The organism is Mycobacterium sp., assembly GCF_049647605.1.
Lineage (GTDB): Bacteria > Actinomycetota > Actinomycetes > Mycobacteriales > Mycobacteriaceae > Mycobacterium.
This window is the reverse complement of sequence record NZ_JBARXZ010000244.1, coordinates 1-12342: the sequence shown is the minus strand read 5'-3', so window position 1 is coordinate 12342 and position 12342 is coordinate 1. Positions and strand designations below refer to the sequence as shown.

The following is a 12342-nucleotide window of genomic DNA, read 5'->3' as shown; positions in this document are numbered from 1 at the left end:
GCGTGGAGGCGGCCGCCGGGGGAAGCGCGACCAGGCCCAGCACCGCCGCCATCACCGCGGCTGCGCCGCCGGCCCGGGTCACGGGACCCACCCGAACGCCCCCAGTGTCCAGCAGGCCAGCGGTGCCATCGCCACCAGCAGTACATGTTCGGCGACGGTGACCGCTCGCGCGTTGCGGGTGCACAGTGCCGGGTTGGTGCCGAAAATCATTGCGATGGAAGCGAGCACGGCTGCGATCATGCTGGGCAGCCACCCCGGGGCATCGATCTGCTGATGGGCGATCAGGACAGCGATGCCACCACATGAGGTTCCACAGATCAGCAACGGCACCGCCGGGGTAGCCCGGGCGCGCAGGATCAGCACCCCAGCGGTGGCAGCACCGAAACCGCAGGCCGCCCACGAGGGGGCGGTGACACCGCAGACCAGTACCCCGAGTGCCGCGCCGGCAGCCGATCCGGCACGTAATGCGGCGGCCGACCGGCGGGCTCCGCACGCGCGCCGGGTCAGTTCGGCGGCGTCGGTGCCGGCTGCCGCCAGCCCGTGGATGCGGACCGCGACTCGATCCGAGACTGTCAGCAACGCAACAAATGCCAGCACGGCAATAGCACCAGCGGCGGTGAGGCCGAGGTCGGCGAGGGTACCCGGCAACGCCACCGCTGCCCAGCCCACTCCGGCGCAGGTCAACGCCGTACCGGCAGGGTCAGCGGCCAAACGTGTCGACACCAGCGCCACCGCTGTCGAGGCCAGCAGGACGTGGGGAAGCCCGGCAGCGCCGGGGACCGCGAGGAAGCCGGCGAGCCCAGCGGATGCCGAAGCCACCAGAAAACCCGTGCGGCGCAACATGAACGGCGGGATCGGTACGGCCTGTTCCATGACGGCTTTGCTGACGGTGGCCGCCGCATCCACGACCACCGCCGGTCGGCGCGCCCGGTGCGGCGGGGCAAACGCCACCACCGCACCGTCACGCACCCCGTTGTCGTACAGGGTCAGTGCCGGATCGAGTGGGCCGTGGCCGGGGCGCATCAACACGCCCGAGCCCGGCGGTGGGTGCAACCCCAACGCTGCCAACGTGTCCCACAGCTCGGGTAACAGCACCCCGACGGGCACATCGTCCGGCAACACGAGGTCGGCGCCGTCACCGGCGGCGTACACCACAACCCGGCACAAACCGGTGCGTTCTTCGATCACGGCGGGACTGTACGTGCGGAGGTCCGGTGGCCGTTTACCTCTGTCCACAGGTGAATTGCGAACAGCCGTGGTGCTGCTTAGCGTCCGCATCCAACGATCAGAGGGGGCAGCGATGGAGGAACCGCCGCGCGTCGACATCCCCGTGAACGCGCCACCTCCGTTGCCGGCGACCCATCGTGGGGGATGGCTGGTGCGGCTGTTGCCGATCGCGATTCTGGTGGTCACCGCGGTGATGGTGGCGGTGGTGGTCGGCACCGGTGCTGCGCTGCCGAACAATCCGATGTACCTGATGTTTCCGGCAATGTTGGTGGTGTCGGCAGTAGCCAGTCTGGTCCAGGGCGGTGGCCGGCAGTCGGCGGCCGATCTCGAAGCCGGCCGCCGTCGCTATCTGGAATACCTGGATGAGATGGGGCTGGAACTCGCGGATCAGGCCGCGGCACAGCGGGACTGGCTGGGATGGCAGCACCCCGAGCCGAGCGGGCTGTGGCTGCTGGCGGGCACGTCGCGGCGGTGGGAACGAGACCGCAACCACCGCAGCTTCTGCCAGGTCCGGGTCGGCTCCGGACCGGTGGCGGCCTGTGCCCGTCCGGTGGCGGAGCCCGCGCCGGCCACCGACACCGATCCGGTCACCGCCGGCACCCTGCAGCGGCTTCTCGACGCCTTCGCCGAGGTGCCGGACGCACCGGTCATCGTCGATCTGCGCACCCACGGCGTACTGCGCTTCGGCGGTGCCGACCCAGACGCCGACCCAGACGCCGATCCGGATTCCCGGGCCGTCGTGCGGGCGCTGCTGTGTCAACTCGCCGTGTTCCACAGCCCTACCGATCTGGCCGTCGTCGCGGTGCTCGGCGACAACCAGCGGCGCCACTGGGATTGGCTGAAATGGCTACCTCACCATGGCCACCCCGGCGTCGTCGACGACGCCGGAGTGGCGCGGCTGACCTTCGGGGCCCTGCCCGCCGCGCTGGGCTCGGTGGCCGCCGGCCGGCACACGGTGGTGGTGGTGGACGGGGTGGCGTTACCCGGCGACCTCGTGGCCGCAGCGGATGTCACGGTCATCGGGATCGGCAGCGGCACCCCGGACAAGATGTGCCTGGACAATGTGAGGCCGGACACGATGTCGCTGCCCGCCGCGGTGACCTGTGCCCGCCGACTGTCCCGGCGCCCCGTCACCGCAGGTGCCGCGCGGCGGGACTGGCTCGGCCTGGTCGGTGTCGACGATCCGGCCCGACCGGAGGCGTTCACCTCGTTGTGGGACGGACCCGAGCACACGAGGCTGCGGGTTCCGCTGGGCCGCGACGAGCGAGACGAGCCGCTGCACCTGGACATCAAAGAGGCGTCCCTGGGCGGAGCAGGTCCACACGGTTTATGTGTCGGGGCAACGGGATCCGGGAAATCGGAACTGCTGCGGACCGTCGCGCTGGGTCTGATCGCACGGCACTCGCCGCAGTACCTCAACCTCGTCCTGGTCGACTTCAAAGGTGGCGCCACGTTCCTGGATCTGGCCCGGGCCCCCCATGTCAGCGCGGTCATCACCAATCTGGCCGACGAGGCTTATCTCGTCGAACGGATGCAGGACGCGCTCGAGGGGGAAATCCATCGACGACAGCTTCTGTTGCGTACCGCGGGCAATGTGTCCGGAATCGCCGGCTACCGCCAGCTGCGGCGTACCAGGCCGGACCTGCCGGCACTGCCCGCGTTGTGCATCATCGTCGACGAGTTCTCCGAACTGCTGAGCCGTCGCCCCGACTTCATCGAAGTGTTTGTTGCCATCGGCAGGCTGGGGCGATCCCTCGGGATGCATCTGCTGCTGGCCAGCCAGCGTCTCGACGACGGCCGGCTGCGCGGGCTGGAATCGCATCTGTCCTATCGGATCTGTTTGAAAACGTTGTCGGCGAGTGAATCTCGCGGTGTCATCGGGACTGCCGACGCCTATCAGCTGCCCAACACGCCGGGAGGTGCGTACGTGAAGATCGGCGCCGGGGACCCGGTCCGGTTCCAGGCGGCCCAGGTTTCCGGGCCGATGCCGGGCCGGCGCGCCGGTGGTGTGCGACGACGGGTTGCGCCGATCCAGTTCACCTGCGCCGACGCCGGCCCGAGACGGCCGGCGACGGAGCCCGGGCAAGCCACCGGAAGCCGGGTACTGGACGCCGTCCTCGATGCGGTCGGGGAGCTGGGGCCAGCCGCACACCGGATCTGGCTACCGCCGGTGGCGCAGTCGCCGCCGTTGGACGAGCTGCTGTCCGCGGCGGGTCCGGCGGGCTCGCTGAGGGTGCCGCTCGGTGTCTGTGACCGGGCATTCGACCAGCGCATCACCCCGATGACGGTCGAATTGTCCGGAGCGGCAGGAAATGTTGCGATTGTCGGAGCGCCCCAGTCGGGGAAGTCCACGGCGCTGCGGACGTTGGCGTTGTCCCTCGGCGCCACCCAGCTGCCCGGTGCGGTGCAGCTGTACTGCCTGGATTTCGGTGGGGGTGCCACAGCGGCACTGTCGGACCTGCCGTACGTCGGGGTGCAGGCCGGTCGGGGACAACCCGATCTGATACACCGCACCGTCGCCGCGCTGACCAGACTGCTGCGACACCGAGAGGCGCTGTTCGGCCGTCTCGGCGTGCACTCCATGGCGCAGTACCGGCAGCACCGCGCATCGGGACAATACGACGGGTCCGCGGCCACCGGAGATCCGTACGGAGATGTGTTCCTGATGGTCGACGGATGGGCGACGGTGCGTCAGGAGTTCGACCACCTGGAACCCGCCATCACCACTCTGGCGGCGGACGGGCTGTCCTTCGGTGTGCATCTGGTGTTGACCGCATCAAGGTGGGCTGACCTGCGCCCGGCGCTCAAAGACCAGATCGGTACCCGGATCGAGCTGCGGCTGGGGGATCCCGTCGATTCCGAACTGGATCGCCACCGGGCCCGTGTGGTCCCGCGGGACCGGCCCGGCAGCGGCCTCGCCCCGGACGGGCAACCCATGATGATCGCGGTGCCGGTCCGCGACGGTGCCGCAGGTCGGCTCGCAGCGAAACACCCACCGGCGCCGGTGATTCGGGTGCTTCCAGACCTGATCGACTACCGGCAGACACAGTTGCCGGCCCGGCCACTGCTGGGTATCGGCGGCGACGAACTCGAGGACATCACCGTTGATTTCGACGAGCAGCCGCACCTGATCATCTCGGGTGACAGCGGGTGCGGCAAGACCGCTGCGCTACGGCTACTGGGCCGTGAGATCAGCCGCACCGCCGATCCCGGGACGCAGCTCTACGTGATCGATCCGCGGCGCACGCTGCCCGGCGTCGGTGTCAGTCGGTACGCCACGACGGCGGCGCAGTGCGCCGAGCTCGTCGACGGTCTCACCGCGCTGCTGGGGGAGCGGATGCGATCGCGGTCGGGCGTTCCCGCGGTGTACCTGCTCGTCGACGATCAGGACCTGCTCGGCGGCAACCCACTGGCGCCGCTGGTCGACCTGGCGCCGCATGCCCGCGATCTCGGTCTGCGTCTGGTCATCGCCCGGCGCGACGGTTCCCGGTCGCTGTACGACCCGATGCTCAGTGGGCTGCGGGATCTGGGCGCGGCGACCTTGCAGATGGGCAACTCCGGTGAGGTCTCGGTGCCGGCGGCCCGGACTCCGCAGCTGCCGCCGGGGCGCGCCGTACTCTCCACGAGATCCGGGCGGCAGTTGGTCCAGCTGGCCTGGATACCACCGCGATGACGGTGATCTGCGCGCTCGGACCGGCGATCGTCGACACTTGCGGTGACCCTCGGGTGGGCCGGGCCGCACTCGACGGCGGCGACGGCCGCCACGTGTTGGTCGGGGACCGGCCGCGGCCGCTTCGGCAGGTCTGGCAGGAGGTGTTGGCGCCCCTGCTCGACGGCGCCGATGCTGCGCTGTTGGTCTACCCGTCGTGGTGGCCGGCGCCGCGGGCCGAGACGGTGGCCGCGGCCGCGGCCGGTGTTGTCGGACGGGTCGACATGGCGTCGCGGTCGGCGGTTCTGGTGGCCCGGTATCCCGGTGCGCTGGTTGTCGAGATCGCCGAGCATGCGGTGTTGGTGACGGGTGGGGGAGCGGACCTCACGGTGCTTCGGCGCGACGGTCCGCCGCAGGTGTTGGCACAGCAGGTGGCCACGACGGCGGCGGCGACCTCACATGTCGGGCCGGTGCTGATCGACGCCCCCGAACAGGTGCCCGGTGCCGAGGTGTTGGCCGGGATGCTCAGTACCGCGCTGAGTCCCCGTCATCGTCGGGTCACGGTTACCGGTGATCGCGAAATGATCTCGGCGGCAGTCGATCACACCGAGTGTCCGGACCTGCCGGTTGTGCGCTCCCGTCGGTGGCGGTGGGTGCCGGCGGTGCTGCTGGTGGCGGGTATCGGTGTGGCGTCGGCCGGCTTCTCCCCGCGGCCCGGCCCACCTGCTGCCGACCTGGCGGGCTCTGCGGTGACGGCACTGGTCGAAGGCCGGCTGACAGTGCAGGTTCCCGATGGCTGGACAGTGCAGCGGGTGACCGGCGGCCCGGGGTCGGCGCGCGTGCAGGTGAGCTCGCCGGCGGACGACGCCACGATGCTGCACTTCACCCAATCCCGGATCGCTGACACCGGGCTCGCGGCCACCGCCTCGGTCTTGCGCCGCGCCATCGATGACAAACCGGCGGGAGCTTTTGTCGACTTCAATCCCGCCGATGACCGGGCCGGCCGCCCGGCGGTGACGTACCGGGAGATTCGCCCGGGACGCGAGATCGCCTGGACAGTGCTGGTCGACGGGCAGCTGCGCATCAGCATCGGCTGCCAGCACGCCACCGGTCGACCAGGTGCGGTGGTGGCCGCCTGCGACGAGGCGGTCCGGACCGCAAGACGGCTGCCGTGATCAATTCGCCGCCGCGGGAACCGATCGGACCCGGCGCCAGACAAATCTGGTGAACATGCGGATCCACCGCAGTCGACCTCTCAGGAGACACCATGACTCCGTCATTCAGTACTGGATCATTGAGTACCGACCTCAGCCTCATGCGCAGCGTCGCCGACACCACCGACGCCCGGTGCGCCGAGATCCGCACGCTGCTGCACGGCTGCATCGGCAAGCTGTCGGCAGTGCCGCCATCGGTGTGGGGAGGTGCCGCAGCCACCCGGTTCCGTGACGTCGTCGATCGGTGGAACACGGAGTCGGTGAAGCTGTGCCACTCCCTGGACACCATTGCCGCGACCATCCGGCACAACGAACAGACCTTGCGTGAAGCCGCTGACCAGCACGCAGCGCAGATCGCTGCGGTCGCCACGGACCTGCGCGCCTGAACCGCGGGCATCGACAAGAGACGGGAGATTCCGATGGATCAGATGATCAGCTACAACTTTGCTGAGATCGACGCCGCGGTGCGTCAGGAGCTGCACAGCACGGCGACGCGCCTCAACGCCGCACTCGACGATCTCAGCGCGCGGATCGCGCCCCTGCAACAGGTGTGGACGCGCGAGGCCGCGCAGGCCTACCGCCTCCAGCAGGCGGCCTGGCAGCAATCAGCTGCCGCGCTCAACGAGATCCTGGTGCGGCTGGGCAACGCGGTCCGCGACGGTGCCGGTCAGGTGGCCGACACCGATCGGGCTGCCGCCAACGCCTGGCGGTAGCGCCGAAAGGTCCTGCGCGGCCCCGTGGGAGGAGAGCCCGGCGGGGCCGCGCAGCGGACATGCCGCAGGCAAGGCGGTGTCCTACGGCTGTGAGAGCGGTTACTGTGGCGTCACACGGCGGGAACGGGCGAGCGGAGCGCTCGCCAGGAGAACGGTGAGTTATTCGTGGACATGACGCAGAAGCCGCGCGATCGGGTCAGCCCCCGGGCGCTGCGCGCTGTGCATGAGAGATTTGTGGCCGGTGAGGTCGACGGCAGCTACCTCGACGACAACAAGGTCCGGCCGATTGTTGCCGACAGCTGGCGGCGCAGCCTGGCTGTGGGTGTCGACCCTGACATCGGTGGAGCGCGCCCGGCCTCGGCGGAGGCGACGGTGGCCCGGCTGCGGGAAACCCATCCGCTGGCTCCCGCGCTCCCGGTGATCCGTCGTCTCCTCGTGGACGACGCCACCGACTCCGGCGTTCTGGTGGCGGTCAGCGCGGCCGACGGCACGCTGTTGTGGGTCGAAGGGGATCCGTCGGCCCGCCGCAAAGCCGAGGCGATGAACTTTCTGCCCGGCGCCGACTGGAGTGAACGCAGTGCCGGCACCAACGCCCCCGGCACCGCACTGGCGCTGGACCGGGAGCTGCAGATTCGCGGCGACGAGCACTTCTCGCGGGTGGTCCAGCCCTGGAGTTGCACGGCGGCGCCGGTCCACGACCCGAGCACCGGTGCGTTGCTCGGGGCGATCGACCTCACCGGCGGCCACGAGGTGGTCTCCTCGCAGACGCTGGCCCTGGTCCGGGCCACCGTGGTGGCGGTCGAGAGCCATCTGGCCTTGCTGCGGCTGTCCGGCAACCGGCCCGAACCGGCGGTGCGCAAACCCCACCTCGTGGTGCTCGGTGCGGACCGGCCCCGCTGGGTCACCACCGACGACCTCGGCCATCTGCGCGCCACCGGCCTGACGGGCCGGCATGCCGACATCCTGGTGTTGCTGAGCCGTCATCCCGAGGGATTGTCCGCCGACCATCTGGCCGTGCTGCTCGACGACAAGGACCTCGATGTCGTGACCGTGCGTGCGGAGATGTCGCGGCTACGCAAGGTGATCGGCGGGGAGCACCTCGCCTCGCGGCCCTACCGCTTGCTGGTGCCGGTGACCTCGGACATCGGTGAGATCTTCGATGCTCTCGATGCCGGCGACGTGGAATCGGCGTTGGTCCGCTACCAGGGGCCGCTGTTGCCACATTCGGTTTCGCCGGCGATCGCACGCTTGCGGACCCAGCTCTCGGCGTCGCTGCGGGCTGCTGTGCTCGCCGAGTCGGCGCGGGGCCGGACGGATTTGCTGCGGCGCTGGCTGGAAATGCCGGAGGGGCGTGACGATCGTGACGGCTGGCGGGTGCTGCACGACAGCGCCGCCGTCGACCCGATGCGCCGGGCCCGCGCGCGTGGGCACCTGGCCGGAATCGACTACGACCTCACCTGACGTGCCGGTTGGTGCCTCCTGCGCACGATGCAACTGTGCTGCAACCGTTGGGCCCTTACCGTGGTGACACACGACACAATCGTGATCCAGACGACCATGATGATTACCAAAGACCACGGCCGTATCACGACCGCTGGCACGACGGTAGGAGACAAGCCAATGACGACCTACGCCCGGCCAGGTGCTGACGGCGCCCTGATGTCCTTCCAGGCCCGCTACGAGAACTACATCGGCGGCGAATGGGTGGCCCCCAACGCCGGCCGCTACTTCCAGAACCCCACCCCGGTCACCGGCGAGGTGTTCTGTGAGGTCGCGCGCTCCGACGAGTCCGATATCGAGAAGGCTCTCGACGCCGCGCACGCCGCCGCCACCGCCTGGGGCAAGACCTCGGCCACCGAGCGCGCCATCATCCTCAACAAGATCGCCGACCGGATCGAGGAGAATCTCGAATCGATCGCCCTGGCCGAGTCCTGGGACAACGGCAAGCCGATCCGCGAGACCCTCAACGCCGACATCCCGCTTGCTGTCGATCACTTCCGTTACTTCGCCGGATGTATTCGTGCGCAGGAGGGCTCGCTGAGCGAGGTCGACGGTGACACCGTGGCCTACCACTTCCACGAGCCGCTCGGTGTGGTCGGTCAGATCATCCCGTGGAACTTCCCGATCCTGATGGCGGTCTGGAAGCTGGCGCCCGCGCTGGCCGCCGGAAACGCCGTGGTCCTCAAGCCGGCCGAGCAGACCCCGGCCTCCATCCTGTACCTGGTGTCGCTGATCGGCGATCTGCTGCCCGCCGGTGTGCTCAACGTGGTCAACGGCTTCGGCGTCGAGGCGGGCAAGCCGCTGGCGTCGAGCAACCGGATCGCCAAGATCGCCTTCACCGGTGAGACCACCACGGGCCGGCTGATCATGCAGTACGCCTCGCAGAACCTGATCCCCGTCACGCTGGAACTGGGCGGCAAGAGCCCCAACATCTTCTTCAACGATGTGCTGTCGTCCAACGACGCCTACCAGGACAAGGCGCTCGAGGGCTTCACGATGTTTGCCCTGAACCAGGGTGAGGTCTGCACCTGCCCGTCGCGCTCGCTGATCCAGGCTGACATCTACGACGAGTTCCTGGCGCTGGCCGCGATCCGCACCAAGGCGGTACGTCAGGGTGACCCGTTGGACACCGAGACCATGATCGGCGCTCAGGCGTCCAACGATCAGCTCGAGAAGATCCTGTCCTACATCGAGATCGGCAAGAGCGAAGGTGCCCAGGTGGTCACCGGTGGTGAGCGCGCCGAACTCGGCGGCGATCTCAACGGCGGTTACTACGTGGCGCCGACCATCTTCACCGGCCACAACAAGATGCGGATCTTCCAGGAGGAGATCTTCGGCCCGGTGGTGGCGGTGACGTCGTTCTCCGATTACGACGAGGCCATCTCCATCGCCAATGACACCCTGTACGGCCTGGGCGCCGGCGTGTGGTCGCGCAACGGCAACACCGCTTACCGCGCCGGCCGCGACATCAAGGCCGGCCGGGTGTGGACCAACTGCTACCACCAGTACCCCGCGCACGCCGCGTTCGGTGGTTACAAGCAGTCCGGTATCGGCCGCGAGAACCACAAGATGATGCTGGATCACTACCAGCAGACGAAGAACCTGCTGGTGTCGTACAGCGACAACGCCCTCGGCTTCTTCTGATCTGATCAACAGACACAAAATCGCGCCCTTGGACCTCCAAGGGCGCGATTTTGCGTCTGCTCGGGGGTGCTGCTCTTAGGCTCTTGAAGTGGTCATGTGGTGGCCGCTGATCGGCCGCTCAGACGAGATACACCGGATCGAAGCTGCTCTGACAGCTCCGGGAGTCCCCGGCGTGGTCGTGCGGGGAGCGGCCGGGCTGGGTAAGAGCCGCGTCATCCGCGAAGTGTTGGATGCCGCCGCATCGACCGGTCACCGGACACACTTTGTGTCGGCCACCTCGTCGGCGCGCGCGATCCCCCTGGGGGCACTGGCCGGCTGGACACCGCCGGGGGCCACGGACGCCGCCCAGTTGGTGCGCGGTGTCATCGAGGCGCTCACCAGCACCACTTCCGGTACCGCGGTGGTGCTCGGCGTCGACGATGCCCACCTGCTCGATGACCTGTCGGCCTTCGTGATCCACCAGATCGTGGCGAAGGGAGCTGCCAAGGTCCTGTTCACCGTCCTCGACGGCCAACCGATCCCGGCTGCGGTACAGGAGATCTGGAAGGCCGGATACGACCATCACGAGCTGGCGCCACTGTCGCGCGACGACACCGCGCTGCTGCTGTCCGCCGTCCTGGGCGCCCCGGTCGATCCCGTTGCCGGACAACGGCTGTGGGACCTCACCCGAGGCAACGTGCTGTACCTGCGCAACATCGTGGAACAGGAGGTCGCCGACAACCGACTCACGCTGCAGGAGGGCCGCTGGCGCTGGGCCGGTGACCCGATCGTGCCGCCGACGCTTGTCGAGTTGATCGAGTCCCGCTTCGGTGAGCTGCCCCCGGAGGTCAGCGAGGTGGTCGACGTGCTGGCAGTCGGGGAACCGATCGACCTGGCCGTCCTGCAGCGGATCACCGATCCGGCCGCCGTCGAGGAGGCCGACACCCGCGGTCTCATCACCCTGGAAACCGTCGGGGGCACCGTTCGGGTACGGGTTGGGCATCCGCTCTATGCGCAGGTGCGCCGCCGGCGGGCTCCACCCACCCGGCTGCGGCGGCTACGCGGATCGATCGCCGCGGAACTCGCCCAGGGAGCCGACCGGGACGAGATCCAGGTGGTGGTGCGCCGGGCGGCACTGAGCCTGGACTCAGATCTGCCCGCCGACGTCGACCTGCTCACCAGGGCGGCGCACGGTGCCGTCTGGCTGGCCGACCTGGCCCTGGCCGACCGGTTGGCCCAGGTGGCGATCGCGGCGGGCGGGGGACCGGAACCGAGCTTCGTCCGTGCCCACGCGCTGTCATGGCTCGGACGCGGTGAGGAAGCCGAAGCGGTACTGACCGGAATTCCGCTCGACAACCTGACCGAGGAGGAGCGTGCCCGGCTGACGTTCCTGCGGGCCAGCAACGTGTTGTGGGTTCTTGCCGACCCCGACCGCGCAAAATGGGTCGTGGATGCCGCTGCGCCCGGGGCGTCACCAACAGCCCGCAGCTACCTCGACGCGTTCCGCACGGTGTACTGGTTTGCGATCGACGAGCCGATGACGGCACAGCAGGCGGCGCAGGACCTCGCCTTGACCGAGCTCCCCGCCGTTGTCGGTGCGGAAGTGGCGTGGGCACTGTCGGTGATAGCCGGGGATTCCGGATCCACCGGTGAAGCAGTGGCGTTGGCCGAGGCCGGATACACCGTCGCCGCGCGGTCACGGGACGCACCGCACATGACGTTCAACATCGCCGACGCGCATCTGAGTGCGTTGATCCTGGCGGGTCGGGTGACCGAGGCACTCGAGCTGGCGGAGCGGGTGCGCGCGGAGGCGGCGCAGTTGCCCGGTGCTGCCGGATTGCTCGGTGACGCGATAGCGGGCCGGGCGGCGCTGGGGGCCGGCCGACTCGACACCGCGATGCCCCTGCTCGCGCGGGCCACCGACGGACTGTCGGTCAGCCACGCCACCGGCTGGGGATACCGCTACCAGATTCCCCGCCTGACCGCTGCGGCGATGGGCGGCGACGACTCCGATGTTGTCGGCCTGCTGGCCGTGCACGAAAACCATCCGCGGGCGTTTCGGTCCCTCGATTACGAGCAGAGCTTGGCCCGGGCGTGGGTGGTCGCGGGTCAGGGCGCCGTCAGCGCCGCAGTCGCAGGGGTGCGCTCGGCCGCCGAAAGAGCGGCGGCGACAGGCCGATTCGGCGCGGAAGTGGTCTGTTTGCAGACCGCCGTCCAATTCGGCGACACCACCTGCGTCGGCAGGATCAGCGAGCTCGAGAACCTGGTGGAGGGGCCGCGCGCCGGTCTGGCGGCGCGCTTCGCGCTTGCCCTGCGGCGCGGTGACGCGGCGGGGTTGAGCTCGGTGTCAGAAGAATTCGAGCAGCTCGGCGACCTGGTCGCGGCCCTCGACGCGGCCGCCCACGCCGCGGTGGCG

At 69.3% G+C, this 12342-nt stretch carries 8 protein-coding genes; 7 read left to right on the top strand and 1 reads right to left on the bottom strand.

Going from position 1 to position 12342, the window contains the following annotated elements; all coding sequences use genetic code 11:
• Positions 1-78 precede the first annotated feature (78 nt).
• On the bottom strand, positions 79-1188 hold the full coding sequence (locus WBB07_RS30195) for an EsaB/YukD family protein (protein ID WP_526313587.1): 1110 nt from the start codon (positions 1186-1188) through the stop codon (positions 79-81).
• A 112-nt stretch (positions 1189-1300) separates the two neighbouring features.
• On the opposite strand from WBB07_RS30195, the gene eccCb reads away from it, so the two are divergent.
• The 7 genes from eccCb to WBB07_RS30160 form a co-directional block, all read left to right on the top strand.
• A complete protein-coding gene (eccCb, locus tag WBB07_RS30190; protein ID WP_526313585.1) occupies positions 1301-4900 on the top strand; it encodes a type VII secretion protein EccCb in 3600 nt (1199 codons plus the stop codon).
• On the top strand, positions 4897-6051 hold the full coding sequence (locus tag WBB07_RS30185) for a type VII secretion-associated protein (protein ID WP_526313583.1): 1155 nt from the start codon (positions 4897-4899) through the stop codon (positions 6049-6051). The genes eccCb and WBB07_RS30185 overlap by 4 nt, the downstream gene beginning before the upstream one ends.
• Positions 6052-6143: 92 nt before the next feature.
• On the top strand, positions 6144-6476 hold the full coding sequence (locus tag WBB07_RS30180) for a WXG100 family type VII secretion target (protein WP_526313581.1): 333 nt from the start codon (positions 6144-6146) through the stop codon (positions 6474-6476).
• Positions 6477-6509: 33 nt separating this feature from the next.
• Positions 6510-6803, top strand: coding sequence for a WXG100 family type VII secretion target (locus tag WBB07_RS30175; RefSeq protein ID WP_526313579.1), 294 nt, complete (start codon positions 6510-6512; stop codon positions 6801-6803).
• Positions 6804-6974: 171 nt separating this feature from the next.
• Entirely contained in the window at positions 6975-8264 is a 1290-nt protein-coding gene (locus tag WBB07_RS30170) for a helix-turn-helix domain-containing protein (RefSeq protein WP_526313577.1), read from the top strand.
• A gap of 159 nt (positions 8265-8423) precedes the next feature.
• Positions 8424-9947, top strand: coding sequence for an aldehyde dehydrogenase (gene adh, locus WBB07_RS30165; protein ID WP_526313575.1), 1524 nt, complete (start codon positions 8424-8426; stop codon positions 9945-9947).
• A gap of 94 nt (positions 9948-10041) precedes the next feature.
• Positions 10042-12342: AAA family ATPase (locus tag WBB07_RS30160; RefSeq protein ID WP_526313589.1), on the top strand; the 2301-nt coding region annotated here is incomplete at its 3' end.

Excerpts from the sequence above, each read along its gene's own strand:
- eccCb (WP_526313585.1), top strand. The coding sequence starts at position 1,301 with ATGGAGGAACCGCCGCGCGTCGACATCCCCGTGAACGCGCCACCTCCG.
- WBB07_RS30185 (WP_526313583.1), top strand. The coding sequence starts at position 4,897 with ATGACGGTGATCTGCGCGCTCGGACCGGCGATCGTCGACACTTGCGGT.
- WBB07_RS30180 (WP_526313581.1), top strand. The coding sequence starts at position 6,144 with ATGACTCCGTCATTCAGTACTGGATCATTGAGTACCGACCTCAGCCTC.
- WBB07_RS30175 (WP_526313579.1), top strand. The coding sequence starts at position 6,510 with ATGGATCAGATGATCAGCTACAACTTTGCTGAGATCGACGCCGCGGTG.
- WBB07_RS30170 (WP_526313577.1), top strand. The coding sequence starts at position 6,975 with ATGACGCAGAAGCCGCGCGATCGGGTCAGCCCCCGGGCGCTGCGCGCT.
- adh (WP_526313575.1), top strand. The coding sequence starts at position 8,424 with ATGACGACCTACGCCCGGCCAGGTGCTGACGGCGCCCTGATGTCCTTC.